29 protein-coding genes, 1 other RNA gene and 1 riboswitch are annotated in these 25503 nt (G+C 66.2%); of the genes, 16 read left to right on the top strand and 14 right to left on the bottom strand.

All coding sequences use genetic code 11. The features are described from left to right. Positions 1-38 precede the first annotated feature (38 nt). From ACTHNZ_RS01265 to panD, 4 genes are all read left to right on the top strand, one after another. Entirely contained in the window at positions 39-227 is a 189-nt protein-coding gene (locus tag ACTHNZ_RS01265; RefSeq protein WP_440540713.1) for a DUF3460 family protein, read from the top strand. Positions 228-229: 2 nt separating this feature from the next. After that, positions 230-1105 carry a segregation and condensation protein A gene (locus ACTHNZ_RS01260; RefSeq protein ID WP_440540672.1) on the top strand — a complete coding sequence of 292 codons (876 nt, stop codon included), beginning with the start codon at positions 230-232 and terminating at the stop codon, positions 1103-1105. A gap of 124 nt (positions 1106-1229) precedes the next feature. Then, the gene (panC, locus tag ACTHNZ_RS01255; RefSeq protein WP_440540671.1) at positions 1230-2063 is read left to right on the top strand and encodes a pantoate--beta-alanine ligase; all 834 of its coding nucleotides are present in this window, start codon (positions 1230-1232) and stop codon (positions 2061-2063) included. Between the two features lie 56 nt (positions 2064-2119). Continuing rightward, on the top strand, positions 2120-2506 hold the full coding sequence (gene panD, locus ACTHNZ_RS01250; RefSeq protein WP_440540670.1) for an aspartate 1-decarboxylase: 387 nt from the start codon (positions 2120-2122) through the stop codon (positions 2504-2506). 30 nt (positions 2507-2536) lie between these two features. On the opposite strand, the gene ACTHNZ_RS01245 is transcribed toward panD, so the two are convergent. After that, positions 2537-3163, bottom strand: coding sequence for a ParA family protein (locus ACTHNZ_RS01245; protein WP_440540669.1), 627 nt, complete (start codon positions 3161-3163; stop codon positions 2537-2539). Positions 3164-3283: 120 nt separating this feature from the next. On the opposite strand from ACTHNZ_RS01245, the gene ACTHNZ_RS01240 reads away from it, so the two are divergent. The 3 genes from ACTHNZ_RS01240 to ACTHNZ_RS01230 are packed head-to-tail and all read left to right on the top strand — an operon-like array spanning position 3284 to position 5387. After that, positions 3284-3706, top strand: coding sequence for a PaaI family thioesterase (locus ACTHNZ_RS01240; protein WP_440540668.1), 423 nt, complete (start codon positions 3284-3286; stop codon positions 3704-3706). Further along, positions 3703-4377: a bifunctional adenosylcobinamide kinase/adenosylcobinamide-phosphate guanylyltransferase gene (gene cobU / locus ACTHNZ_RS01235; RefSeq protein WP_440540667.1), complete on the top strand. Its 675-nt coding sequence runs from the start codon at positions 3703-3705 to the stop codon at positions 4375-4377. Before ACTHNZ_RS01240 ends, cobU begins: the two co-directional genes overlap by 4 nt. Next, complete coding sequence (locus ACTHNZ_RS01230) at positions 4374-5387, top strand: cobalamin-binding protein (protein ID WP_440540666.1); 1014 nt, start codon at positions 4374-4376, stop codon at positions 5385-5387. Before cobU ends, ACTHNZ_RS01230 begins: the two co-directional genes overlap by 4 nt. A 157-nt stretch (positions 5388-5544) precedes the next feature. On the opposite strand, the gene cobC is transcribed toward ACTHNZ_RS01230, so the two are convergent. The 6 genes from cobC to ACTHNZ_RS01200 form a co-directional block, all read right to left on the bottom strand. Continuing rightward, entirely contained in the window at positions 5545-6141 is a 597-nt protein-coding gene (gene cobC, locus ACTHNZ_RS01225; RefSeq protein ID WP_440540665.1) for an alpha-ribazole phosphatase, read from the bottom strand. Next, positions 6126-6893 carry an adenosylcobinamide-GDP ribazoletransferase gene (locus ACTHNZ_RS01220; protein WP_440540664.1) on the bottom strand — a complete coding sequence of 256 codons (768 nt, stop codon included), beginning with the start codon at positions 6891-6893 and terminating at the stop codon, positions 6126-6128. The genes cobC and ACTHNZ_RS01220 overlap by 16 nt, the downstream gene beginning before the upstream one ends. After that, positions 6890-7945, bottom strand: coding sequence for a nicotinate-nucleotide--dimethylbenzimidazole phosphoribosyltransferase (cobT, locus tag ACTHNZ_RS01215; RefSeq protein ID WP_440540663.1), 1056 nt, complete (start codon positions 7943-7945; stop codon positions 6890-6892). Before cobT ends, ACTHNZ_RS01220 begins: the two co-directional genes overlap by 4 nt. A gap of 224 nt (positions 7946-8169) precedes the next feature. Beyond that, positions 8170-8979, bottom strand: coding sequence for an ABC transporter ATP-binding protein (locus ACTHNZ_RS01210; RefSeq protein ID WP_440540712.1), 810 nt, complete (start codon positions 8977-8979; stop codon positions 8170-8172). 5 nt (positions 8980-8984) lie between these two features. Continuing rightward, entirely contained in the window at positions 8985-10004 is a 1020-nt protein-coding gene (locus ACTHNZ_RS01205) for a FecCD family ABC transporter permease (protein WP_440540711.1), read from the bottom strand. An 86-nt stretch (positions 10005-10090) separates the two neighbouring features. Next, entirely contained in the window at positions 10091-12031 is a 1941-nt protein-coding gene (locus ACTHNZ_RS01200; protein WP_440540662.1) for a TonB-dependent receptor plug domain-containing protein, read from the bottom strand. Positions 12032-12132: 101 nt separating this feature from the next. Beyond that, positions 12133-12373, bottom strand: a riboswitch (cobalamin riboswitch). A 173-nt stretch (positions 12374-12546) separates the two neighbouring features. Between ACTHNZ_RS01200 and ACTHNZ_RS01195 the strand changes: the two genes are divergently transcribed. The 5 genes from ACTHNZ_RS01195 to ACTHNZ_RS01175 all read left to right on the top strand — a co-directional run bounded on the left by ACTHNZ_RS01195 (position 12547) and on the right by ACTHNZ_RS01175 (position 14835). Beyond that, entirely contained in the window at positions 12547-12912 is a 366-nt protein-coding gene (locus ACTHNZ_RS01195) for an ATPase (protein WP_440540661.1), read from the top strand. Further along, positions 12909-13223 (top strand): cell division protein ZapA, encoded by a 315-nt coding sequence (locus tag ACTHNZ_RS01190; RefSeq protein ID WP_440540660.1) that lies wholly within the window; start codon positions 12909-12911, stop codon positions 13221-13223. Before ACTHNZ_RS01195 ends, ACTHNZ_RS01190 begins: the two co-directional genes overlap by 4 nt. 37 nt (positions 13224-13260) lie before the next feature. After that, positions 13261-13442: non-coding RNA, 6S RNA (ssrS, locus tag ACTHNZ_RS01185), on the top strand. Between the two features lie 131 nt (positions 13443-13573). After that, positions 13574-14032 carry an EVE domain-containing protein gene (locus ACTHNZ_RS01180; protein ID WP_440540659.1) on the top strand — a complete coding sequence of 153 codons (459 nt, stop codon included), beginning with the start codon at positions 13574-13576 and terminating at the stop codon, positions 14030-14032. Between the two features lie 83 nt (positions 14033-14115). Then, positions 14116-14835, top strand: a complete 720-nt coding sequence (locus tag ACTHNZ_RS01175; protein WP_440540658.1) for an SIMPL domain-containing protein — start codon at positions 14116-14118, stop codon at positions 14833-14835. Between the two features lie 23 nt (positions 14836-14858). Here the strand turns inward: ACTHNZ_RS01175 and lgt are convergent, their stop codons facing one another. Both lgt and ACTHNZ_RS01165 read right to left on the bottom strand, forming a co-directional pair. Continuing rightward, positions 14859-15761, bottom strand: a complete 903-nt coding sequence (lgt, locus tag ACTHNZ_RS01170) for a prolipoprotein diacylglyceryl transferase (RefSeq protein ID WP_440540657.1) — start codon at positions 15759-15761, stop codon at positions 14859-14861. A 63-nt stretch (positions 15762-15824) separates the two neighbouring features. Further along, complete coding sequence (locus ACTHNZ_RS01165; protein ID WP_440540656.1) at positions 15825-16829, bottom strand: LysR substrate-binding domain-containing protein; 1005 nt, start codon at positions 16827-16829, stop codon at positions 15825-15827. A gap of 148 nt (positions 16830-16977) precedes the next feature. Here ACTHNZ_RS01165 and ilvD point away from each other — a divergent pair, with 148 nt between their 5' ends. Next, the gene (ilvD, locus tag ACTHNZ_RS01160; RefSeq protein ID WP_440540655.1) at positions 16978-18651 is read left to right on the top strand and encodes a dihydroxy-acid dehydratase; all 1674 of its coding nucleotides are present in this window, start codon (positions 16978-16980) and stop codon (positions 18649-18651) included. A 16-nt stretch (positions 18652-18667) separates the two neighbouring features. On the opposite strand, the gene ACTHNZ_RS01155 is transcribed toward ilvD, so the two are convergent. The 3 genes from ACTHNZ_RS01155 to ACTHNZ_RS01145 are packed head-to-tail and all read right to left on the bottom strand — an operon-like array spanning position 18668 to position 21174. Next, entirely contained in the window at positions 18668-19159 is a 492-nt protein-coding gene (locus ACTHNZ_RS01155; protein WP_440540654.1) for a DUF2486 family protein, read from the bottom strand. A 58-nt stretch (positions 19160-19217) separates the two neighbouring features. Further along, the gene (locus ACTHNZ_RS01150; RefSeq protein WP_440540653.1) at positions 19218-19634 is read right to left on the bottom strand and encodes a DNA polymerase III subunit chi; all 417 of its coding nucleotides are present in this window, start codon (positions 19632-19634) and stop codon (positions 19218-19220) included. 28 nt (positions 19635-19662) lie between these two features. Then, complete coding sequence (locus ACTHNZ_RS01145) at positions 19663-21174, bottom strand: leucyl aminopeptidase (RefSeq protein WP_440540652.1); 1512 nt, start codon at positions 21172-21174, stop codon at positions 19663-19665. A 137-nt stretch (positions 21175-21311) separates the two neighbouring features. Here ACTHNZ_RS01145 and lptF point away from each other — a divergent pair, with 137 nt between their 5' ends. From lptF to ACTHNZ_RS01130, 3 genes are read left to right on the top strand one after another with little or no spacing between them, the layout of a single operon-like run. Beyond that, positions 21312-22403 carry an LPS export ABC transporter permease LptF gene (gene lptF / locus ACTHNZ_RS01140; RefSeq protein WP_440540651.1) on the top strand — a complete coding sequence of 364 codons (1092 nt, stop codon included), beginning with the start codon at positions 21312-21314 and terminating at the stop codon, positions 22401-22403. Positions 22404-22407: 4 nt separating this feature from the next. Then, the gene (gene lptG, locus ACTHNZ_RS01135; RefSeq protein WP_440540650.1) at positions 22408-23565 is read left to right on the top strand and encodes an LPS export ABC transporter permease LptG; all 1158 of its coding nucleotides are present in this window, start codon (positions 22408-22410) and stop codon (positions 23563-23565) included. Between the two features lie 29 nt (positions 23566-23594). After that, the gene (locus tag ACTHNZ_RS01130) at positions 23595-23987 is read left to right on the top strand and encodes a sirohydrochlorin chelatase (protein WP_440540649.1); all 393 of its coding nucleotides are present in this window, start codon (positions 23595-23597) and stop codon (positions 23985-23987) included. 142 nt (positions 23988-24129) lie between these two features. Here ACTHNZ_RS01130 and cobA read toward each other — a convergent pair whose 3' ends face one another. Together cobA and ACTHNZ_RS01120 are read right to left on the bottom strand one after the other, a co-directional pair. Further along, positions 24130-24915, bottom strand: coding sequence for a uroporphyrinogen-III C-methyltransferase (cobA, locus tag ACTHNZ_RS01125; protein WP_440540710.1), 786 nt, complete (start codon positions 24913-24915; stop codon positions 24130-24132). Positions 24916-24971: 56 nt separating this feature from the next. Next, positions 24972-25503 (bottom strand): elongation factor 1-alpha C-terminal domain-related protein (locus ACTHNZ_RS01120; RefSeq protein ID WP_440540648.1); only part of this gene is annotated, 532 nt, incomplete at its 5' end.

The raw sequence follows: 25503 nt of genomic DNA, 5'->3' as shown, positions 1-25503 counted from the left end.
CGCACGCGCCGCTATGTCCCTATTTTCAGGATCACCGAATCATGTATCAGTCGGACATCACGCAATTCATCAATCAGCTCAAGCAGCAAAAGCCGACGCTCGAAGCGGAGCAGCGCCGCGGCCGAGCGCTCCTGTGGGATAAGCAGCCGATCGATCTCGAAGAGCGGTCGGAGGAGCAGCAAGCGCGCGTGAAGCAAACGCCCTACGTCTATTACCAGAACTTCTGAACGTGCCCGCCGCCGACGAAGGGCACCGCGCGCAGGCACAGGCGCCCGACGCGGCGCTGACCGCGCCCGCGACCGACACGACGCCCGATACCGTCGACGGCATCGCTTTCGCACGCCTGTACGGCGAGCCGCTGTTCAAGCTGCCGCAGGACCTCTACATTCCGCCCGACGCCCTAGAGGTATTTCTCGAAACGTTCGAAGGCCCGCTCGATCTGTTGCTGTATCTGATCCGCAAGCAGAACTTCAACGTGCTCGACATCCCGATGGCGGACGTGACGGCGCAGTATCTGGGCTACGTCGAGCAATTGCGCAAGACGAATCTCGAGCTCGCCTCGGAGTATCTGTTGATGGCGGCGATGCTGATCGAGATCAAGTCGCGGATGCTGCTGCCGGTGAAGAGGGCCGACACGGGCGAAGAGCCCGAGGATCCGCGCGCCGAGCTCGTGCGGCGTCTGCTCGAATACGAGCGCATGAAGCTCGCGTCGCAGCGGCTCGATCAGTTGCCGCAACTCGGACGCGACTTCCTGCGTGCCGAGGTCTACATCGAGCAGAGCACGGCGCCGCGGTTTCCCGACGTGGCGATGGACGATCTGCGCGCCGCATGGGCCGACGTGCTCAAACGCGCCAAGCTCGTGCAGCACCATAAGATCTCGCGCGAGGAGCTTTCGGTGCGCGAGCATATGAGCTCGATCCTGCGTCGTCTGCAAAGCGTGCGGTTCGTCGAATTCTCGGAGTTGTTCGACGTGACGCGCGGCGTGCCCGTCGTCGTCGTGAACTTCATTGCCATGCTGGAACTGGCGCGGGAATCGTTGATCGAGATCACGCAGCCCGAACCGTTCGCCCCGATTTACGTACGTCTCGCGTACTTGCCCGCATAACGGGCGAGCCGCGCGTCAATCCGTCTCGTTCGCTTTCGACGACGCTTCATGCCAGGCGCCGCCGAATCCACTACAATCGGCGCGCCTTCCATCCGCACGGCGTCGCGCGCCGTAGGTCTTCATCATGAAAGTCATCAGCTCGATCCAGGAATTGCGCGATCAGTTGCGCGGCCAGAACCGTACCGCCTTCGTCCCGACGATGGGCAATCTGCATGAAGGCCATTTGTCGCTGATGCGCCTGGCGCGCCAGCACGGCGATCCCGTGGTCGCGAGCATTTTCGTCAATCGTCTGCAGTTTGGGCCGAACGAAGACTTCGACAAATATCCGCGCACGCTCGAAGCCGACATCGAAAAGCTGCAAAAGGAAAACGTCTACGTGCTGTTCGCGCCGACCGAGCGCGACATGTATCCGCAGCCGCAAGAATATCGTGTCCACCCGCCGCATGATCTCGGCGACATTCTCGAGGGCGAGTTCCGCCCGGGCTTCTTCACGGGCGTGTGCACCGTCGTCATGAAGCTGATGTCGTGCGTGCAGCCGCGCGTCGCCGTCTTCGGCAAGAAGGATTATCAGCAGCTCATGATCGTGCGGCAGATGTGCCAGCAGTTCGCGCTGCCGACCGACATCGTTGCGGCCGAAACCGTGCGCGACACCGACGGCCTCGCCCTCAGTTCGCGCAACCGCTATCTCACCGAAGCCGAGCGCGCGGAAGCGCCGATGCTCGCCGCGACGCTTGCGCGCGTGCGTGAAGCCGTGCTGTCCGGCCGGCGCGATTTCGCCGCGATCGAGCGCGAAGCGGTGGACAGCCTCGCGGCGCGCGGCTGGCAACCCGACTACGTAGCGGTGCGCAAGCGCTCGAATCTGGTGCCGCCCGGCGCTAACGAGCAAAATGAGCCGCTCGTCGTACTGACGGCGGCCAAGCTCGGGGCGACGCGCCTCATCGATAATCTCGAAATTTGATGCGGCCTGCGGGCGGCAATCGTATGAAGTGACGTGAAGCCAGTGAAGGAAAGACCATGCAGCGACACATGTTGAAATCGAAGATTCACCGCGCCGTTGTGACGCACTGCGAGCTCCATTACGAGGGCTCGTGCGCGATCGACGAGGATTTGCTCGACGCCTCAGGCATCGTCGAAAACGAACGCATCGACATCTGGAACGTCAACAACGGCGAGCGCTTCTCGACCTACGCGATCCGCGGCGAGCGCGGCAGCGGCATGATCTCGCTGAACGGCTCGGCCGCGCGCCGCGCGCAACTGGGCGATCTCGTCATCATCGCCGCGTTCGCGATGGTGGACGAGGCCGAGTTGAAGGCGGGCTGGGAGCCGAAGCTCGTCTTCGTCGACGAGCACAACAAGATGAAGAGCAGCCGCGGGCACGTCCCAGTCCAAAACTGGACCTGAGCCCGAGCGCGCGGACCGCGGAGCGCGGCCTTACTTCTTCTCGACCCAGGCCTTGATCGGCTCCCACTGCTCGAGATCTTTTTCGACGCGGCTTTGCGGCACGTCCCAGAGCGTGAGGCCGTGCGCCGCCAGTTGCACGTAGTTCTGCGTGTCGCGCAGGAAGCCGAGCACGGGCAGTTCGAGACTTTCGACGAAACGATGCAGTTGCTCGGCCGAGCGCGTGCGGGCATCGACGCGCATGCCCACGACACCGACCTCGATCGCGCCCTTGCGCACGGCTTTCTCCTTGGCGAGCCGTTCGAGGAAATGCTGCGTGGCGAGAATGTCGAACATCGACGGCTGCAGCGGCACGACAACTTTGTCGGCCAGCTCGAGCGCCGCGGCGAGCCGCGTGCCGTGCAGCCCCGCCGGCGTATCGATGACGGCGCGCTCGAGGCCCTTCGGCGGCTTGACCGGCGCGTCCGGGTCGACCTGCCAGGTTTCGATGGGGGGCAATCCTTGCGGGCGCAGGGCGAGCCATCCGTGGGACGACTGCTGCCGATCGAGGTCGGCCAGCGCCACCCATTCGCCGTTCGCCGCAAAGGCGCCCGCCAAGTTCGTCGACAACGTGCTCTTGCCTACGCCGCCTTTTGGGTTCGCTACCACGATCACCGTCATGAACAACACTCCCGAGTAGAGGGCCGCCTGGGAAAAGCGGCCGGTTAGCCCGCTAAGCTGTCAAAATGCGTCACAGGTCCCGATAATATCGGCAAATTCGTCCGCAAGGAGGCTCACGCGATGTCGATCCTACGCCCCGATTTCACGATCGAGACCATCCACGAGCATCAGCAAGGCACGCTGCCCGAACTGCTCGGCGTGCGCATCGTCGCGCTCGCGCAAGGCACGCTGACGGGCAAGCTGGCCGTCCGGCCGCAACTGCTCGCGCCGAACGGCTTCCTGCACGCGGCCACCGTGATCGGCTTGGCCGACACCTGCTGCGGCTATGCCTGCATGGCGCACCTGCCGGAAGGCGCGCGCGGCTTCACGACGATCGAGCTGAAAAGCAACTTTCTCGGCACCTGCCGCGCCGGAACCGTGCGCGCCGTGGCCAGCGCCGTCCATCTGGGCCGCAGCACCCATGTCTGGGACGCGTCCGTGTTCGACCCGGACGGCCATACGATTGCGCTCTTTCGTTGCACCCAGATGATTTTGAATCGATGACGCGCCCCGATCTTACCTTCGTCCTCGGCGGCGCCCGTTCGGGCAAGAGCCGCTACGCCGAGCAGCTCGCGCAACGGCGTGCCGCCGACCTTGCACTGCCCGTCACCTATGTCGCGACCGCACGCGATGCCGGTGATGCGGAATTCGCGGCGCGCATCGCTCATCATCGCGCCCGCCGGCCCCGAGAGTGGGGCCTCGTCGAAGCCGGCGTCGATCTTGCGGGGGCCGTCGCCGACGCGGGCGCGAGCGGCGCTTGCATTCTCGTCGACTGCCTGACGCTTTGGCTCGCGGGCGTCCTGTGCCCGGCGGAGGGGCCCGCCGATGCCGATGCCGATGCCGATGCCGATGCCGATGCCGATGCCGATGCCGATGCCGATGCCGATGCCAGTGCCAATGCCGGTGCCAATGCCGGTGCCAATGCCGGCGACGCAGAGGCCGACGGCGTCACGGCACGCATCGACGCGCTCGAAGCGGCGCTCGCACGCGTGCAAGGGCCCGTGATCGTCGTCAGCAACGAAATCGGCCTCGGCGTCGTGCCGATGGGCGCCGTGACCCGCCGATACGTCGACGAGCTCGGACGGCTCAACCAACGCATCGCCGCGCTCGCGCGCGAAGTGACGCTGATGGTGGCCGGATTGCCGATGACGATCAAAGGCGGCGGCGATCGATGAACGCGGCCGCTCGCCCCCGCCGACGTCCGTGCAAAAGCCCGATCGCGCATACGCTCGGGCCTGTCGTCGGCCGCGCTCTCACTTGTCCTAGCGCACTTTCACTCGCCCTCGCATTCACCCTCGCACCCGCACTCGCACCGTGCGCCCACGCCGCCCTGACGGTCACCGACGACGCCGGCCAGCATGTCACGCTCGCCGCGCCCGCTGAGCGCGTCGTGGCGCTCGCGCCGCATGCGGTCGAGCTTGCCTATGCGGCCGGCGGCGGCGCCAAGCTCGTCGGCGCAGTGTCGTACAGCGACTACCCCGCGGCCGCCAAAGCGCTGCCGCGCGTCGGCAGCAATACGTCCCTCGACCTAGAGCGCATCGTCGCGCTCAAACCCGATCTCGTGATCGTCTGGCGTCACGGCAACGGCGAACGCCAGCTCGATCGTCTGCGCACGCTGGGCATCCCGCTCTATTACAGCGAGCCGCACAAGCTCGACGACGTCGCCACCGATCTGATCGCGCTCGGGACCCTAATGGGCACCGAAGCGCGAGCGCAGGCCGCGGCCGCCGACTATCGGGCCAAGATCGCCGCGCTGCGAGCCCGCTACGCGAACCGTGCCCCCGTCAACGTCTTCTATGAGGTATGGGCCGATCCCTTGATGACGCTGAACGGCTCGCAGATCATCAGCGACGTCATCACGCTATGCGGCGGGCGCAACGTCTTTGCGAGCCTGACACCGCTCGTGCCGACCGTATCGACGGAGGCCGTCGTCGTCGCCGATCCCGAGGCCATCGTCACGACGAGCTCGGGTGCCACACGGCCCGACGCTCCGCTGCCGAGCCTCGCCGCATGGCGTGCGTGGCCGCGCATGACGGCGGTGGCACGCGGCAATTTGTTCGCGATCGACGGAGACCTTCTTTCGCGGCCCGCGCCGCGGCTCGCACAAGGCGCCGAGTTGCTGTGCCGCGACTTGCAGCTCGCCCGCGAGCGCAGGCCGGCGGCCGACGCGGCGAGCGCGCACTGAAGGCAGTGCCGCACGACCGAGGCAGATGCGGCGACGCAGCCACTGCGAAGCGGGCGGCTGCCAGGTGGCGGGCGGCAGGCGGCAGGTGGCAGGTGGCAGGTGGCAGGTGGCAGGTGGCAGGCGGTAGGCGAAACGAAGCCGGCCGGCCATCGGCCACTCACACGTTCCAATGCAGCAGGCGCCAGCCCCCGCCCGGCGCGCCGCGCCGCAGCCAGACGATGGCCGCCATCTGAAGCGGCCACTTCAACGTGGTCTCGAGCGGCTCGCCGAGCAGCAACGAGGCGATCGTCCGCATGACGCCCGCGTGCGTCACGGCGAGCACGCTGGAAACCGGCTCGGCCATCGGCTCGCGCCAGCGTTCGAGCCACGCGCCGATGCGCGCCTCGAACTGCGCCACGCTTTCGCCGCCATGTGTGCGCGCATGGCGCAGATCGGCGGCCCACGCGTCGAGCGCCGCGCGATCGATCGCGTCCCAGCGCTGCCCTTCCCATGCGCCGAAATCGATTTCGCTCAGGCGCGCGTCGATCTCGCATGCACAGCCGACATGCTGTGCGAGCCGCTGCGCGATGTCGGCGCATCGCTGCAGCGGGCTCGTCGCGAAGTGCTGCGGCAAGGGCGCACCGAGAGCCGCGAGGCGCGCGGCGAGCGCAAGTGCCGACTCCGATGCGTTGCCGGCCAGCGGCACGTCGCTCTTTCCGTAGCAGACACCGGCATCGATCGCGGGCGCCGGATGGCGAATCAGAATGAGGTCCACGCGAGCGCGCAGAGATAGAAGGCCAGCTCGAAGCTTTGTTGAGCGAAGCCGAGGCAATCGCCCGTATAGCCGCCGAGCCTGCGCGTGAAGTAGCGCCCGAGCGCGAAGCGCAGCGCCGACGCCGCAACGAGGCCGAGCGCGCCCGCGCGCCAATCGGGCAGAAGGGCCCACGGCAAGCCGAGCGCCAACGCCACCGCGAGCGAACGCAACGGCATCCTCTGCGCAACGGCCTGGGCCTTGCCCTGTTCGCGCGCGTAATCGTGCGTCGCCATGAAGCTGACAGCCAGGCCGCGGCTCGCGGCATGCGCGCCCACCATCGTCCAGGCAACCGTCGCCGCCGGCAGGGCGGCGAGCGTCTGCCATTTCAGCGCCAATGCGATCATGAGCCCGATCGCACCGAATGCCCCCAGGCGTGGGTCGCGCATGATGCGCAGCGCATCTTCGCGCGTCGGGCCGCCGCCGAACCCGTCGCAGCAATCCGCGAGGCCGTCTTCGTGCAAAGCACCCGTCGCCAGCAGCGTGGCGGCCATCGACAACAACACCGCGACCGACGGCGGAAAGACGGACAACGCGATCAGATAGACGAGCGCCCCCGCGGCGCCGACGAGCGCCCCGACGAGCGGGAAGTAGCGCGCGGCACCAGCGAGGTCGGCCCGGTCGAGGGCGATCGAGCGCGGAATCGGCACACGGGTGAAGTAACCGAGCGCAGCAACGAAATATCGCGCCTGGCGCGTGCCCGGCGCGTCGGTCATCGCGCCTCGCGCCCGGCGACGCCGGCCGACTCGAAGCTCGCCATGTCGTTCAGCATGGCGACGGCCGCCCGCAACACGGGCAGCGCGAGCGCAGCCCCCGTCCCCTCCCCGAGCCGCATGTCGAGCGCAAGCAGTGGCTTGGCCCCGAAGTAGTCCAGCATGCGCCGATGCCCGGCCTCGTTCGACAGATGCGCGAACACGCAGTACTCGCGCACGGCAGGCGCGATCGAATCGGCCACGACAAGCGCCGAAGTCGCGATGAAGCCGTCGACCAAGATCGTCATTTTCGCTTCCGCGGCGGCCAGATACGCGCCGGCCATCATCGCGATCTCGAAGCCGCCGAACGTCGCCAACACGTCGAGCGGCTCGGTCACGTCGCCATGCAGCGCGAGCGCCGACGCCAAGACGTTGCGCTTGCGCGCAAGGCCAGCGTTGTCGAGACCGGTGCCGCGCCCGACGCACTCGTCGATCGGCACGCCGCACAGCCGGCTCATCAAGCAAGCGGCCGACGAGGTATTACCGATTCCCATCTCGCCGAAGCCGATCACGTTCGTGCCGAGCGCGGCGTGATGACGCACGCGCGCGGCACCGGCGCGCATGGCCGCAAGGGCCTGCGCCGTCGTCATCGCCCGCCCTTGCGCGAAGTTGCGCGTGCCCGGCCCGACAGGGACCGCGACGAGGCCGGGCAGCGGCGCGAGCGGCGTCGCCACGCCCGCGTCGACGACTTCGAGCATCAAGTCGGATACGCGGCTGATCGCGTTGATGGCCGCGCCGCCCGCCAGAAAATTCGCGACCATTTGCGCGGTCACCGCTTGCGGGTAAGGACTCACGCCCTCCTGCACGATGCCGTGATCGGCCGCGAACACGATCATCGCGGGCCGCGTGATCGTGGGATGCATGCTCTGCTGGATCAAGCCCATCTGCCGGGCGACGGTCTCGAGCATGCCGAGGCTGCCGGGCGGCTTCGTCTTGGCGTCGATCGCGCGCGTCAGCGCATCGCGCAATGAGTGATCGATCGGTTCGACGATGGGCAACGGAAGGGGTGCATTCATACTCAGTTCAATGTAAGGGCGGGCGATGCTCGGCCGGCAAGCCGCATCGGCTAACCCGCGCGCTGCGCGAACGGGCAGAAGGGCGAACTTCACGCCGCAAAGGAGCCACCATACTCGCAACGATCGCCCCACTTCAATTCGGTAAAACCGCACCGTCCTCCGGCACGGCATGAGGGTGACACTATATGAGCCTTTGCCGCGCAGCGTGCGCTCACTTTCCTTCATCACGACGCGCCCGGCCAGGCCGGAACGAGCGCCTCGTAGCCGCGCTGCTCGATCAGGACGAGCGGATAGCCGAATGCGCGGCTCGCGAGCGCCGGCGTCAATACGTCGCGCGCCGCCCCTGCGTGTGCGGTGCCGTTGCCCTCGAGGAGCAGCGCATGCGTCGCGAAGCGGCGAGCGAGATTGAGGTCGTGGCACGAAAAAACGATCGTGCGCGGCACCGCCTGCGTCCATTGCACGAGTGCGTTCATGCAGGCGATTTGATGGTGCCAATCGAGAAACGCGAGCGGTTCGTCGAGCAACAGCAGCGGCGCTTCTTGGCAGAGCGCCGCGGCCAACGCGACGCGTTGCCGCTCGCCGCCCGAGAGCGAGAGCACGTCGCGCGAAGCCAGCGATTCGAGCCCCAGCAGCGCCAACGCCGCGAACGCTGCCGCACGATCCGCGGGGCGCTCCCAGCCCCAGCCCATCAAATGAGGGAACCGATTGAGCAGCACGATCTCGAGCACGCTGGCCCCGAATGCATCGTGCGACGTCTGCGGCATCAACGCGCGACGACGGGCGAGCGCCGCGCTCGGCCATGCGTCGATACGCTCGCCGTCCACTTCGATATGCCCGTGCGCCGGCCGCGCGAGGCCCGCGAGCGCCGTCATCAGCGTCGTCTTGCCCGCGCCGTTCGGCCCCGCGATACACCAAATCTCGCCGGGATAGAACGTATGGGTGAAGTCCTCGAGCAACGTGCGCGCCCCCGCGCGCAGGGTCAGATGCTGCGCCGACAGCGACGCGGGCGGCGTATCGGCGTCGATGCGAGTCAGCGATTTCATCGGCGTTTCCCTAACAGCATCCATAAGAACACGGGAACGCCGACGAGCGCGGTCACCACGCCGACGGGCAGTTGCGCCGGAGCGATAACCGTGCGCGCCAACAGATCGGCGCCCATGACGGCGACGCCGCCCGCGAGCGCGCTGGCCGGCACGAGCATGCGCTGATCGTTGCCGGCGACGAGCCGAAGCGCGTGCGGCACGACGAGGCCGACGAAGCCGATCGTGCCGGCCGTCGTGACGCTGGCGGCCGCGGCGAGCGAGGCCACCACGTATATCCGCAGGCGCAGCCGCGCCGCCGGCACGCCGAGCGATGCGGCGAGCGCATCGCCGCGCAGCAGCACGTTCAACTGCGGCGCGACCGGCACCGCTAGGGCAAGAACCACGCCCAGCGCGGCGAGGGCCGGCCAAGGGTTCGCCGCGCCGTTCAGATCGCCCGTGAGCCAAAACACGATGCTGCGCAACCGCTCGTCGGGAGCCAGCGCGATCAGCAGCGTGACGACGGCGCCCCACCCCGTCGCGACGACGACGCCCGTGAGCAGCAAGCGGGGCGAGGCTGCTTGCGGTTCGCCGCGCCAGAACTCGCGCCGCGCGAGCCCGAGCACGAGCGCGACCGAGAGCACGGCACCGCCGAACGAAGCGAGGTCGACGAGCCACCACGCGCATCCGGCGAACAGGGCTGCGACCGCGAACGCGGCTGCCCCGCCCGACACGCCGAGCACATACGGCTCGGCCAGCGGATTGCGCAGCAGAACCTGCAGCAGCGCGCCTGCAACCGCGAGCAAGGCGCCGCACGAAAAACCCGCGACGGCGCGCGGCAACCGCAGCGTCCGCACGATCTCGCCGGCCACGTCGGCCGACCGGCCGGCCGCCGAGGTCTGCGCGGGCAAGTGCAACAAGGCAAGCGCCGCGCGCGCAGGCGAGATCGTGACGCTGCCGAGCGCAAGTGCAGCCGCGAAGACCGCGACCGCAGCCAGCGCGAGGACGATCCAGACGAACGCGGCACGCCGCGCGTTCATTCGAACGTCCGAAGCGGACAGGTCCATTGCCATGCGCTCACCGTGCGCCCATTCCGTGCTCGTCTCGTGCCCCGTCTTGCTCTCATTCACAGCTCCTGCCAGCCGATCGTGATGAACGCGCTGCGCCTCGGCGTGTTGTAGGGATAAGCAAGCTCATAGTCCTTGTCGAACAGGTTGTCGATATGGGCGCTCACGTACCAGGCCTTCGTGATCGCGTAGCGCGCCGAGAGGTTGACGAGGCCGAACCCGCCGAGGCCCGCGCCGTTGTCGTCGCGCGGACCGCTGACGATCCAGGCGCCGCCGATGCGCCAAGCGCCGAGCGATCGGCTCGCCGAGAGCGAAGCGAAGCGACGCGCCCGTCGGGCAAGGTCGGTGTCGCTCGCTTCGTCCACCGGGTTTTGCACCGTCAGCGCCGCGCGCACGTCGGTCTTGCCCACGCGGCCGCGCCACGAGCCTTCGAGCCCTTGCACCTTGGCGCGATCGACGTTCTCGGCGACGTAGAACGATCCCCCCTGCGTCGGCACATAGTTGATCAAATCCGCGTAGCGCGTTTGGAAGGCCGTGAGCCGCAACACGCCGAGCGTACCCGACGCGTATTGCAACGCGGCTTCGACCGAATGGCTGCGTTCCGGCCGGATCGACGCGTTGCCGCTGCCAGGGTAGTAGAGATCGTCGAAGCTCGGCGCGCGAAACGCACTCGAGTAGCTGGCCGTCGCCTTCCAATGCTCGGCGAAGTCGAACCCGTAGCCCAAATAGTACGTGTTCGCGCCGCCGACGTCCGAGTACTGGTCGCGCCGCACGTTCGCTTGAATCTGATGGGCGCCGAAGCGCGCCGCATAACCCGCGAATACCGAATTCACCTGACGGTCCGGTGCGGCGAATGCGTCCGACTGCAAGCTCTGCTCGAGCCGCTCATAGCCGGCCTGAAGCGTTTGTCCCGCGGCGAGCCGGAAATCGTTCTGCCACGTCAACTGGCGATTGTCGGTGTCGAATCGGCTGTTGTAGACGCCGTTCGTTCGAACGATCGCACGATCGTCGCCGAGGCCCGCGGTGACGTGAGCCGTCCACCAATCGGCGAGCTTGCCATTGGCGAACAGCGAGGCGACGCGCACCTTGCTATCGAGCTCGTTGACGTCGGACGGCACGCCGTAAGGGTTGTCGAATGTGCTCTTGCCGTTCGATTGGAAGTAGCGCGCGCCCGCGTCCCAACCGTTGTCGAACGTGTGGCGCAGTGCCGCCGTGAGGCTTTCGCTCAGATAGCCGTCCGCCGCCGGATTCACGTTCGGCGCGCGTGCCGGATTGATCGCCGAAAAGCCATCGTCTTTCGAGCGCGCGACGCCGATGCTGAACGTCGTCTTGCCGTTCGCATCGAGCGCCCCATTCACGCCGGCCTGCTGCGTCTGCGTGCGATAGCTGCCGTAACCGGCCGAAACGCTCAATCGCGGCGGATGATTGCCCCCGTCCTTCGTGAACACCTGCACGACGCCGCCCATCGCTCCGGAGCCATAGAGCGCCGACACGTCGCCGTTCACGACTTCGACATGATCGACCTCCGAAAGCGGAATCTGGCCGAGCTGGACCTGTCCGAGACTGACGGAATCGACACGCACGCCATCGATGAGCACGAGCGATTGCGTGGCCGAACCGCCGCGAAGGAACAGCGTCGCATTCGAACCGGGCGGACCGTTGCGAATGACCTGCGCCCCAGGCGCTCGTTCCAGCAGGCCCGGCAAATCCGTCGCCGTCGAGTCCGCGATGTCCTGCCGCGAAAAATGCGTCGTTTGCGCGATGGCGTCGGACAGCGGCTGCGGCCCCCGCTGCGCCGTGACGACGATCGGCTCGAGCGTGCCGCCGCTCGCGCAAGCGGTTGCCGCCGTGGGCATGCGCGATGCTTCGCCGGCGCCGGCGCATGCGGCGGCAGCGGGCGAAAAAGAGGGAGAGGCAGAGGTGGGCGCGCTCTGCGCGAACGCAACGAGCGGCAGACCGGCGAGCGCAATGAGCGCCGCGGGGACGGCAAGCGTGGACATCGTAGGACATTCCGTGGGATCGGCACGCAGCTGCTCCCCGCAGGCTGCTTGTCATCGAACGCATGCGAGCCCGCGCGGCACGATCAGCCGCGCGAGCGCGGCATCGCGCTCCCCCTTTGGCCGGTATCCGGGCTGGCGACGCGATCGCTTCCGCCTTCCCGCGTGAAGTACGCAGTGGCAATGGAGCGGTCGTGCGCGGCGTTTTCATGCGCCTTGCGGGTCGCTTACCGTTGGCGGGGGACAGCACAGGTTGGCTCGTCCGGGCGGACGCAAGCTCCCTGTTTCCCGTTTAACCGCGCGCCAAATGGCCGGCGCGCGAGCACCAAAGTGCCTCCAGTGTAGGAGCGGGCGAAGGCGCACGTCAATCGCCGCACCCCCGCCGAGCCTCTGCAAACATCGTGCGAAACATCACGTTCCGCAAAAAAAGCCTACAACGGTTACGTCTCGATACGAGAGATCGATCCGAACTGCCGTTATTTAGCGCTAAAATGCGGGGTCTTTAGAGGACGCAGCAGATGCTCAACGAACTCGAATCCCTCTCGCAGAACATTGGCCGGCTGATCGCGATCAACGAGCGCCAGCAGCAGGCACGCCTCGCGCTCGAGGAACAACTCGCGCAGTTGCGGAAAGAAAACGAAACGGCCCAGGCCGAGCTCGCGCTGCTGCGCGAAGAGCGCAATGGGCTGCAGGCCGAGCGCGATGCGCTCGTCGCGAAGATCGACGATGCGCAAGTGCGCCTGAACGCGATCCTCGAGAAGCTGCCGCGCGCCAAAGGTCCGTACGATTCCGACAGCCAGCTCGATTTGCTCGCTTCGCAGCAAGAACGGAGCAAGGCGAACGCCGAGGAAGGTGCGCCCGCGCAGCACGGAGAAGATGCATGACGACGAAACAGATCGAAGTAACGATTTTAGGACAAAGCTATCGCCTCGCCTGCTCGCCCGAAACGGAAGCGGCGCTGCTCGAGGCCGTGGCAAGAGTCGACGCGGAAATGACGAAGATTCGCGGATCGAGCAATGTGCGCGGCACCGATCGCATCGCGGTGATGGCCGCGCTCTCGCTCGCCTCCGAGCTGTTGAAGCTTCAACAGAGCGTGCGTCACGGCGAAGCGTTTCCCGCGGAAGAAATCCGGCGTACAATGCGCCAAATGAACGAGAAGCTCGGTGCGGTGCTCGATCAACACGAGGCACTGTAACGAGCCGCTGTTTCAACAAGTTTCAACAAGTTTTACGGCTTCCCTGCCTGGTTCGCCAAGGTCATAGATTCCTTGAACCAATGCCATGTGCACGGTTGCGGAAATTTGCAGCACGGGCGTGCGCGTCACTCTGTCTGATGAACCCGAAGTGCGGCTAACTGCGACCAATTCTGAACTTCCGGTTCAGGATGCCGGCCTAGCGGCCAAGGCGGGGACTTTATTCGACGGCATCGGTGCTTCCGATGCCGTTTTCATTTGGGGCGCGCCAAGCCGTCGTGCGCGCGCCCGGTGCGCCGCTGCGCCGCCTCGATTCGCACGATTTCATCACTCCCTCATGACTTGATTCGCGTATGCGCTACTGGCTCATGAAGTCCGAACCGGACGAAGCAAGCATCGACGATCTCTTTTCCGCTCCGAAGCGAACACTGCCGTGGACAGGCGTGCGCAATTATCAGGCGCGCAACTTCATGCGCGACATAATGAGAATCGGCGACGGGGTGCTCTTCTATCATTCGAGTTGCCCGGAACCTGGCATCGCCGGCATTGCCGAAGTCGTGTCGGGCGCGTATCCCGATCCGACGCAGTTCGACCCGAAGAGCCCGTACTACGATGCGAAATCCACGCAGGAAACGCCGCGCTGGATGCTCGTGGACGTGCGCTTCGTGAAGAAGACGCCGCTCGTGCCGCTTGCCGAGCTGCGAGCGCATCCCGAGCTGGCCGGCATGCGCGTGCTCGCCAAAGGCAATCGGCTGTCGATCACGCCCGTTGCCGACGACGAGTGGCACTTCATCACGGAGCGGCTGACGTAGTGCACACGGCTGCGGGGAATGCGTCCGGGCTTGCATGGCCCCGGTCCCGATGCCATGTCTCGATGCTTTGAAGCGGAGCCGCAATGAAAAAAACAATCGCAGCGATGTCTCTCGCGGCCGCCGTGCCGCTCGCGCTCGCCACCGTGCCCTCGACGTCGAGAGCGGACACCATGCTCGTGCAGCAACAACCGTCCGGCGTCCTCTCGCTATCGGCTAATGCGAGCGCCGAAGTACCGCAGGACGTCGTCGACATCACGTTGTTCTATGAGAAAGAAGCAAACGACCCCGCTTCGCTGACGGAGTCGCTCAACGCGCACGCCGATGCGGCGCTCAAGCAAGCACGGGGCGTAGCGAACGTCACCGCCCGTACCGGTGCATTCTCGATCGACCCGATGACTGACCGCGACGGCCACATTTCTTCATGGCGCGGCCGGACCGAAGTGATTCTCGAATCGCGCGATTTCGCCGCCGCGTCGAAGCTCGCGGGACAGATGAATTCGGCGATGCAAGTCGGTGGCGTCGCGTTTTCGCTGTCGCCCGAAGCGCAGCAGAAAGCAGCCGACAAGCTGACGTCCGAAGCGATCAAGAACTTCAGGGTGCAAGCGGATTCGGCCGCAAGAGCGTTCGGCTACAACACCTATGCGATTCGCGAAGTCAACGTGAACAGCAATAACGCGACGCCGCCGCGTCCGATGTTCGCGATGCGGGCGATGGCGGCAGCGGCACCGGCCCCGCTGCCCGTCGAAGCCGGCAAATCCACCGTGACGGTCACCGTCTCGGGGTCGGTGCAGATGACGCGGTAGCCGCGCCCGCACGAGGTCATCGCTCAGTTCGACGCGGCGCCCACGGACGCGGTGCGGCCGCGCCGATACGACCAGACCAGCACGCCGACGCCGATGACGATCATCGGCAGCGAGAGCCACTGTCCCATCGAAAGCCCAAGCGCGAGCAGCCCGAGGAAGTCGTCGGGCTCGCGCGCGAATTCGACGATGAAGCGGGCCAGCCCATAGCCGATCAGAAACACGGCCGATGCCGCGCCGACCGGACGCGGCTTGCGCGTGAAGAACCACAGCACGAAGAACAGCGCGATCCCCTCGAGCGCAATCTCGTAGAGCTCCGACGGATGGCGCGGCAGCATGTGGTACTTCGCGAACACGTCGCCCAGATGCCACTGCGCCGCCAATTGCGGATGCCGCACGAGCCAGATCGCATCGTCATTCGACGAGTTCTGGAACAACATCGCCCACGGCGCATCGGGATTCGTCACGCGCCCCCAGAGCTCGCCGTTGATGAAATTGCCGAGACGGCCCGCGGCGAGCCCCGTCGGCACCATCGGCGCGACGAAATCCGTCACTTGCAGCCAGGTGCGCTTGCGCTGATACGCGAACAGCACCATCGCGAGCGTGACGCCGAGAAAACCGCCGTGGAACGACATCCCGCCCTGCCAGACCTTGAAGACGTCGAGCGGGTGCGCGAAGTAATAGTCGGCTTTGTAGAACAGGACGTAGCCGAGCCGCCCGCCGAGGATCGTGCCGAGCACGCCGTAGAACAGGATGTCGTCGATATCCTTCGCGGTCCAGCCTTGCGCGGCGACGTGCGGCAAGCGCAGCCGCAGCCGGGCGATGACGACGGCCAGCATGAAACCGACGAGGTACATGAGGCCGTACCAACGAACCGCAAGCGGGCCGACATGAATCGCAATGGGATCGAAATTGGGATGAATCAGCATCGTAAGGCTTTCGGCATTGAAAAATGAGGCATTGAACGAGCGGCACGCGCGCCGCGCTTGAGCTTAAGCATCGCGCTCCCGGGCATCCTTTCGTTGCTTCGCGCGGCGGCCGGCGTGCGCTTGCCGCGATGCACGCCCTTGCGAGCTGCCGGCATGGGCCCGCACGATCTCGATGAAACCGGCCAGCACGGGGCTCACGTCGGCCGTTCTCCAGACGAGCCCCGTCTCGATCAGCGGCGCCCGCTCCGCGAGCGGCCGATACACGACACCCGTGCGCCGCAGATTACGCAACGATTGCGGCACCAGCGCCATTCCCATGCCGGCCGACACCAAGCTTACGATCGTTTGCATTTGAATCGCTTCTTGCCCGATGCGGGGCGTGAGGCCGGCCGCGCTGTAGCAGCCCGTAATGATGTCATAAAAGCCCGGCGCCAAACGGCGCGGAAAGATCACGAGCGGCAATTGCCCGACATCGGCCAGCGAAACGGCCTCGTCGATCCAGTCGGGCGGCTCGCCGCGGCCGCGATGCGGCACGCAGGGCGCGGGCAGCGCGGCGACGAGCGGCTCCCGCATGACGGGCAGATACGTGAGCGCGGCCACGTGGCGCGGCGGCAGGGGTGGAATGATGAGGCCGGCATCGATCCGACCCGCCACGAGCTCTTCGATCTGAACGTCGCTCGTCGCTTCGGCCAAATCGAGGCGCACGCGCGGATGGCGCACGGCGAAGTCGCGCAGCAGTTGCGGCAGCAAGCCGTAATCGGCCGTCGACACGAACGCGAGCGAGAGCGCGCCGGCCTCCCCGCGCGCGAGGCTCTGCGCGAGCGGCGGCAACGCGTCGGCCGAGGCGAGCAGCTTGCGCACTTCCGGCAAGAGATCGGCACCCACGGCCGTCAGTTCCACGGTGCGCTTCGTGCGCGCAAAAAGCTCGACGCCGAGCGCCTCTTCGAGCCCGCGAATCGCCTGCGACAGCGGCGGCTGCGTCATCGAGAGTTTCCGGGCCGCGCGCCCGAAATGCCGCTCCTCGGCGACGGCGACGAAATAACGCAATTGGCGCAAATCGGGGGTCATGCGGCGGCTCCGAGCGATGTCGTTGAGATGCGATTCGATCTTATCGGGCGTTCATCATATAGTGGACTACGCACCCCAGCTCGGTGCCCAGCTAGACACCCGGCTAGGCACCGCCCCCGCTTCCGATCCACGAACCGGAGTGAAGTCCATGGCCAACAACCGTCGTTCACAGCACATCACGCAAGGCGTCGCGCGCGCCCCGAACCGCTCGATGTTCTACGCACTCGGCTACGAAAAGGACGATTTCGACAAGCCGATGATCGGCATTGCGAACGGCCACTCGACGATCACCCCTTGCAACGCCGGCCTGCAAAAGCTCGCCGATGCGGCCGTGGCCGCCGTGACGGCTTCGGGCGCGAACGCGCAAACGTTCGGCACGCCGACGATCTCCGACGGCATGTCGATGGGCACGGAAGGGATGAAGTACTCGCTGGTCTCGCGCGAAGTCATCGCCGATTGCATCGAGACCTGCGTGCAAGGCCAGTGGATGGACGGCGTCGTCGTGATCGGCGGCTGCGACAAGAACATGCCGGGCGGCATGATCGCGCTCGCGCGCATCAACGTGCCCGGCATCTATGTCTACGGCGGCACGATCCGCCCCGGCCATTGGAAGGGCAAGGATCTCACGATCGTCTCGTCGTTCGAGGCAGTAGGCGAATTCACGGCGGGCCGCATGACGCGGGAAGACTTCGAGGGGATAGAGCGCAACGCGTGCCCCAGCACCGGTTCGTGCGGAGGCATGTACACGGCCAATACGATGAGCTCCTCGTTCGAAGCGCTCGGCATGTCGCTGCTCTATTCGTCGACGATGGCCAATCCCGATGACGAGAAGGTCGCATCGAGCGCGCAGTCCGCGCGCGTGCTCGTCGAAGCGGTGAAGAACGACTTGAAGCCGCGCGACATCATCACGCGCAAGTCGATCGAGAATGCGGTGGCGTCGATCATGGCGACGGGCGGCTCCACCAATGCGGTGCTCCACTATCTGGCGATCGCGCATGCGGCCGACGTGCCCTGGACGATCGACGACTTCGAGCGGATCCGCAAGCGCGTGCCCGTCATCTGCAACCTCAAGCCCTCGGGCGAATACGTCGCGACCGATCTGCACCGCGCGGGCGGCATCCCGCAGGTGCTGAAGATCCTGCTCGACGCGGGCCTGCTGCATGGCGACTGCGTGACGATCACGGGCAGGACCATCGCCGAGGAGCTGGCGGACGTGCCGAGCGCGCCGCGTACCGATCAGCGCGTGATCTTTCCGATCGACGAGGCGCTCTACGAGGAAGGGCATCTCGCGATCTTGAAGGGCAATCTGGCCGAGAACGGTGCCGTCGCGAAAATCACGGGGCTGAAGAATCCGGTCATCACGGGTCCGGCTCGCGTGTTCGACGACGAGCAGAGCGCGCTCGCGGCGATTCTCGACGACCGCATCCGCGCGGGCGACGTGCTCGTGCTGCGCTACCTCGGCCCGCAAGGCGGCCCAGGCATGCCCGAAATGCTGGCGCCCACCTCGGCCCTGATCGGCAAGGGACTCGGCGAATCGGTCGGCCTCATTACCGACGGGCGATTTTCGGGCGGGACCTGGGGCATGGTGGTCGGGCACGTGGCGCCCGAGGCGTTCGTCGGCGGCACGATCGCGCTCGTTGCCGAAGGCGATTCGATCACGATCGATGCGCACCGGCTACTACTGCGGTTGAATGTCGACGACGCTGAACTCGAACGGCGCCGCGCGGCTTGGAAACCGCCGGCACCGCGCTACACACGCGGCGTGCTGGCCAAATTCGCCGCGCTCGCACGCCCGGCCGACGAAGGCGCCGTGACCGGGTGACGCGCATCGCTGCAACTTATCGCCGCGACGCGTGCCGCGCGAGTTCCTCGCGGACGGCGTCGCGAACCCAGCCCGCGACTTCCTGCTCGAGCGCGCTCACGACCTCGCGCGTGACTTGCCGCACGAGCCAGTTCGTATGTTCCTCGACGGCGTCGCGGCAGCGTCCCTCGACCACGCTGCGCGCGTCCTGTCGCAGGTAGGCCGAGAAACGCGAGCGCAGACGTTCGGCGATGAACTCGACGTCGCGTTCGTCGAACGCCGCGGCGCGCGAGCCGGCTTGCTCGGAGGAAGCCACCGCCGCCTCGGGTTGCGTGACGCCGTGCGTTGGAGCGGTCGGCTTCGACTCCCTCTCCCACGCGAACGCCGGCTGCTCGGGCTGGGTGCTCGGCTGCATCGCCGCATTCGCATCAGGCTGTGACGGCACGGGCCTGCCCGTCGGCGGCCGCCCTGGGACGATGACGTCCGTGAGCGTCGGAATCGACGAATGAGGATCGGTGGGATCGGTCATGCTTGTCTCCCTGAAACGATGAGTGCGACGATAAATGCGCCGGCAGCGACGCTAGGCGTCACTCGCCTTGCTTGTAATTGTTGAGCGGATAGCCGCGATCGCGGTAGAAGCGATACCGCTCGCGCCCCGCCGCCAGTTCGTCCTCGCTGGTTCCGACGACTTCGAGCAGCCGCTCGAAGCGCGCGAATTGGGCCGGCACGGCCGGGGCGAGGTTCAACAAGATTTGGTGATGCGGCATGCGCTCGAGATCGCTCGCAAGCACGATCGGCGTGCGCGCGGCGAGCGCGCTGTCGGCCATGCAATGCGGAAGGAAATCGAGCGGCGAGAACGTCCAAAGCCGCTCGTCGAACGCGCGCAGCCGCCCGGGATCGCCGAGCACGACGAGCGGCTGGCCCGCCTGGTACGCCTTGCGCGCGAGCCGGCATGCATAGAGCAGCACGTCGCCGACGTTCGTATGAAAGTCTACGCGCGTCACTGCCCGCCCCCGAGGCCAAGCACCATCGTCACTGCCCCGCGCGGTCGATCAAAAATTGCGTGAGCAGCGGCACGGGGCGCCCCGTCGCGCCCTTGGCCGCACCGCTCTTCCAAGCGATGCCCGCGATGTCGAGGTGCGCCCAGGCGTAGCTTTCCGTGAAGCGCGACAGGAAGCACGCGGCCGTCACGCTGCCGGCGGGGCGGCCGCCGATGTTCGCGAGATCGGCGAAATTCGACTTGAGCTGCTCGCCGTATTCCTCGTCGAGCGGCATACGCCAAGTCGGGTCCATCGCTTCGCGCGACGCGTCGAGCAATTCTCCTGCCAGCGCATCGTCCTTCGAGAACAACGCCGAATTGTGATGCCCGAGCGCGATGATGCAGGCGCCCGTGAGCGTGGCGACGTCGACGACGGCGGCCGGCTTGAAGCGCGCGGCATAGGTGAGCGCATCGCACAGGATGAGGCGCCCTTCGGCATCGGTGTTGAGCACTTCGATGGTCAGCCCCGACATGCTCGTGACGATGTCGCCCGGCTTCGTGGCCTGGCCGCTCGGCATGTTCTCGACGGCGGGGACGATGCCGACGACATTGAGCTTGAGCCCCAATTCCGCGGCTGCGCGCAACGTGCCGAACACCGACGCGGCGCCGCACATGTCGTACTTCATCTCGTCCATGCCCTCACCCGGCTTCAGCGAGATGCCGCCGCTGTCGAACGTCACGCCCTTGCCGACGAGAACGATCGGCGCGGCCTTGGCCCCGCCGCCTTGATATTGCATGACGATGAACTGCGCGGGCTCGGTCGTGCCGCGCGTGACCGACAGCAGCGAGCCCATCTTGAGCGCTTCGAGCTGCTTCTCGCCGAGCACGTCGACCTTGAGCTTGAATTCCTTGCCGAGCTTCCTCGCGGTTTCGGCCAGGTAGCTCGGGGTACAGACGTTGCCGGGCAGATTGCCTAGATCGCGCGCGAGGTCCATGCCGCCGGCCACGGCCTGCCCTTGCTTGACGGCGAGCTTCGCGAGTTTCTCGTCGGCCGGATCGACGGTCATGACGATGCGCTTGAGCGCATGCTTGGCCGGCTCGGGCTTGCTCTTGAGCTGAGTGAACTGATAGGTCTCGCCGCGCAGCGCGAGGACGGCGGCGCGCGCGGCCCACTCGGCCGTACGCTCCTTGACGGGCAACTGCGCGAGCGTGAACGTGACTTGGACGATCTTCGTGCCCAGGATCGCGCGCCACGCGGCGCGCGCCGCCTCCACGTACGCCTTTTGCCCGAACGCGTCCTGCTTGCCGAGCCCGACCAGCAGCACGCGCGAGGCTCCGATTCCTTCCACTTCGTGCAGGAACAGTGTCGAGCCGCTCTTGCCCTGCATGTCGCCGGCCTTGACGATGCGCGTGAGAAGCCCCTTCGTCGCCGTATCGATCTCGAGCGCAGCGCCGGAAAGCGATTGCCCCTCGAACACACCGATGACGATGCAATCGGATTTCCCCGTCAGAAAACCGCCCGTCGTGCCCTTCGTCCAGTCACAGGCTTTTATGCTAAAGTCCATCGCGCTTGTCCTCGGATAAAATCGGCTTAACTGTCGTAACGATCCCGTAACGAAGCGGCAATTATCCGCTATTTTTTCCCCGGCGTCGGAACCGCGCGCTCGAGCTGCGCGAACGCCACCGCCCTCTCGCATCGACGATGATCTTCGAACGCTCCCTGCAGCGCGAGCTAGCGTATACGGCCGGTGCCGTATTCATGGTGCTGCTGACCATCTTCCTCACGACGATGATGATACGCATCGTCGGCTTTGCCGCATCGGGCGAAATCGATCCGAAGGACGTCGTCGTCCTGATCGGCCTGACCGTCATCGGCTACATCGCCGTGATGCTCGTCGTGACGATATTCGTCTCCATTCTGTTCGTGCTCACGCGCTGGTACCGCGACTCCGAGATGGTCGTCTGGCTCGCCTCGGGCGTGAGCCTCACCCAGTTCATCAAGCCGATCGCGAAATTCGCCGCACCGCTGATCCTGCTCGTTGCGTTCTTCGCCTACGTCGGCTGGCCGTGGTCGAACGCGCAGAGCAAGCTCATCCGTTCCCGCTTTCAGCAGCGCGACGAAGTCTCGATGCTCGCGCCCGGCCAGTTCCGCGAATCGCCGGCCACGCACCGCGTGTTCTTCGTCGAGAAGATGACGGCCGATCAAGCCCACGTGCAGAACGTGTTCGTCACGAGCACCGAAAACGGCAAGGTCAGCGTCATCGTTTCGCGCAACGGCCATACTGAAACGATGAAAGACGGTTCGCGCTTCGTCGTGCTCGACAACGGCCGGCGCTACGACGGCGAGCCGCGCAAGCCCGATTTCCGCATCATGGAGTTCGAGCGATACGGCGTGAAGATCACGCACCAGCCGATCGTCAACGTCCCGACCACGACGGGCCTGTCCACCCCTGCCCTGCTGCGCCACCCCACGCGTGCCAATCTTGCCGAGTTCGCATGGCGCACCGGGCTGCCGCTGATGGCCATCAACTTGATGCTGCTCGGCATTCCGCTCGCTTATCAAAACCCGCGGCGCGGGCGCACGATCAATCTCGTCATGGCCGTGCTGATCTTCCTGACCTATTCGAACCTGCTCAACGTCGTGCAGTCGTCGCTCGAGCAGGGCCGCATGTCGTTCGTCGCGGCGCTCGTGGGCTTGCATATCGTCGCGGCGGTCATCGTCGTCGCCGTGTTCTGGCTGCGCGTGCGCAACCGGCCGCTGATCCCGCGCGCCTGGTTCGCTAGGGGAGCGTAAGGCGATGCGCATCTACGAACGATACTTCGCCCGGCAGGTGTACCTCGCGTTCATCTTCATCCTGTTCGCGTTCTCGGGCCTGTTCTTCTTCTTCGATCTGATCAACGAACTGAACACGGTCGGCCACGGCAATTACAAATTCGGCTATGCCGTGCTGCGCGTGGCGCTGCAAACGCCGTCGCGCTTCTACGAGATCATTCCCGTCGCCGCGCTGATCAGCGCGATCTACGTGTTCGCGCAGATGGCGGCGAACTCCGAATACACGATCTTCCGCGTGTCGGGCCTTTCCACGAGCCAGGCGCTGCGCTCGCTGCTGAAGATCGGCATTCCGCTCGTGCTGGTCACGTATTTCATCGGCGAAGTCGTCGGCCCCTATTCCGATCAGCTGTCCGAGCGCGTGCGTCTCGAGGCGCTCGGCTCGGCCGTCTCGACGAATTTCGCCTCGGGCGTCTGGGTCAAGGACACGCTGACCGCGAGCGAGGACGGCAAGCAGGTCACGCGCTTCGTCAACGTCGGCGAACTGATGCCCGATGCGACGATCAGCCGGGTGCGCATCTACGAATTCGATCCGAGCTTTCGGCTGACGAACCTGCGCATCGCGCAAACGGGCCGCTATGAGGGTGACGGCCACTGGCTGCTGACGGGCGTGACCGATACCGAGCTCACGAGCTTGCCGCAGCCGGCGAACACGAACAAGACGCCCGCCGACGCGCTGAATCCCGTTTATCGCGCCACGCAGGTCACGCTGCCGGAGTATTCGCTACGCTCCGAGCTCACGCCGCAAATTCTGTCGGTGCTGCTCGTCTCGCCCGATCGGATGTCGATGTTCAACTTGTTCCGATACATTCAGCACCTCGTCGAAAACCATCAAGACACGCAACGCTACGAAATCGCGCTTTGGAAGAAGCTGCTTTATCCGTTCGCCGTGCTCGTGATGCTGGTGCTGTCGCTGCCGTTCGGCTATCTGCATACGCGGGCCGGCGTCGTCGGCGTGAAGGTGTTCGGCGGCATCATGCTCGGGATGAGCTTTCAGCTCATCAACACGCTGTTCTCGCACGTCGGCATGCTCAACACGTGGCCGGCACCCGTCACGGCCGCCACGCCGGGCCTCATCTATCTCGCGCTCGGCCTGGCCGGGCTCAAATGGGTCGACCGGCACTGACGCCGGTGACGCCGGCAACGGAAGCGCCCATGAACGCAGCCCCCTCCTCCTCACGCGGTATCGTGCTCTTCGCGCTTGGCGCGCGCGTTGCGCGCTGGGCCGAGCCGTTCGAGCGGCTCGCCGACAAGCTGCGCGCGCAGGCTGGGCCTGATACGCACGTCGCGCTCGCTTTTCTCGAATTGATGACACCCGATTTACCTACGGCAGTCGCGGCACAAGTCGCCGCGGGCTGTGCGTCGATCACGGTCGTGCCGGTATTTTTCGGGCAAGGGGGGCATGTGCGGCGTGATTTGCCGCTCGTGATCGACGCCTGCCGCGCAGCCCATCCCGGCGTCGAGATTCGCACCTCGGTACCGGTGGGCGAGGACGACGCCGTCCTCGATGCCCTCGCCGCCTACTGTCTGCGCCAGTTGGGCGCCTAGACGCGACGCACGCGCGCGCGCCAAGCCCATCGGTCTCAGCCGAACCAAGCGCGCGCCGCAACGGCGCCGAGGAGGCCCGGCGGTCTCGCCGGCCCAACGATAGGAAAATGCGGGAAACGCTGCGCCGCTCGAGCGTCAGGCGTCAGGCGGCGTTGGCGTAGGAATCGCCCCGGGCCACGGCCTCGCCCGTTGGTTCCGAGCGGTGCGCGGGAGCAGCGCAGGCTCGCTCGGCGAACGCCTGGCCGATCATGAGCAGGCTCGGTTGCGATGGATCGAGCCACGTCTGCGCCTCGCCCATGGCCAGCGCTTCGAGCGTCAGCGTCAGCGTGCGTTCGCGCGGTGTGCTGCACGCCTCGACGATCGCGACGGGCGTTGCGCCCGAGCGGCCCGCGTCGATCAGTTGCTGCGCGATGTCGGGCGCGCTGTCCCGGCCCATGTAGAAGACGATCGAGTCCGCGTTGACGGCCTCGCGAATCGCCGCGCTGTCGGGTGCACGGCTACGGGTGGCGAGCGCCACGCTGCGCGCGACGCCGCGCAACGTCAGCGAGCGCTTGACCGAAGCCGCCGCCGCCAAGGCCGCCGTAATGCCGGGCACGACTTCGTATTCGATGCCGGCTTCCTCGAGCGCGCGCATTTCCTCGTCGGCTCGGCCGAACAGCATCGGATCGCCGCCCTTCAAACGCACGACGACTTCATGCGCGAGCGCCGCATCGACGATCTGCTTGTTGATGAACTGCTGCGCCGTCGAGCGCTGTCCGCAGCGCTTGCCGACTGCGATCTTGCGGGCATGCGGCGCATAGTCGAGCATGGCCGGCTCGACGAGCGCATCGTGCAGAACGACGTCGGCCGTGCCCAGCAAACGGGCACCGCGCACCGTAATGAGATCCGCCGCCCCCGGCCCTGCACCGATCAAATACACCTTGCCCATTGCGCTCTCATCCTCTTGCGTGCGGACGGCGCTTGCCGGCGCCGCCTCGTTTTCGATCAAGCGGAGTATGCACGAATCATGCCGGCCGCGACCGTATGGTGCGTGGCTTCGTCGATGAGCACGAACGCGCCCGTGGTCGGGTGAGCGTCGTAGGCATCGCAAACGATCGGCTTTTGCAGCGTCAATGCAACGCGGCCGATGTCGTTCATCTTCAGGTCGTGCACCTCGCTCGTGTGCGACAGCGTATGGACGTCGAGCACTTCCTTCACCGAACCGACGCGCGCGAATACCGTGCTCGTCGTTTGCTTGAGCAGATACTTGCGCTGCGTCGAGAGCGGCTCCTCGTCGAACCAGCACAGATCCGCCTCCAACTTCTTCGCCGGCTCCGGCACCGCTTGCGCCCCCACGAACGTATCACCGCGCGAAACGTCGACGTCCTGCGCCAACCGTATCGTCACCGTCTGCCCCGCGAACGCGCGGTCCACCTGCGCCGTGCCCCCCGGCACCGGTGCGATGATCTCGGCCACCGTCGCTTCGCGCTGCCCCGGCAGCACCACGATCGCGTCGCCCACGCGCACTTCGCCCGCT

Source organism: Trinickia sp., from assembly GCF_051953955.1.
Taxonomy (GTDB): Bacteria; Pseudomonadota; Gammaproteobacteria; order Burkholderiales; family Burkholderiaceae; genus Trinickia.
Note: the sequence above shows the minus strand (reverse complement) of the source record. Positions and strands in the feature narration are given on the sequence as shown.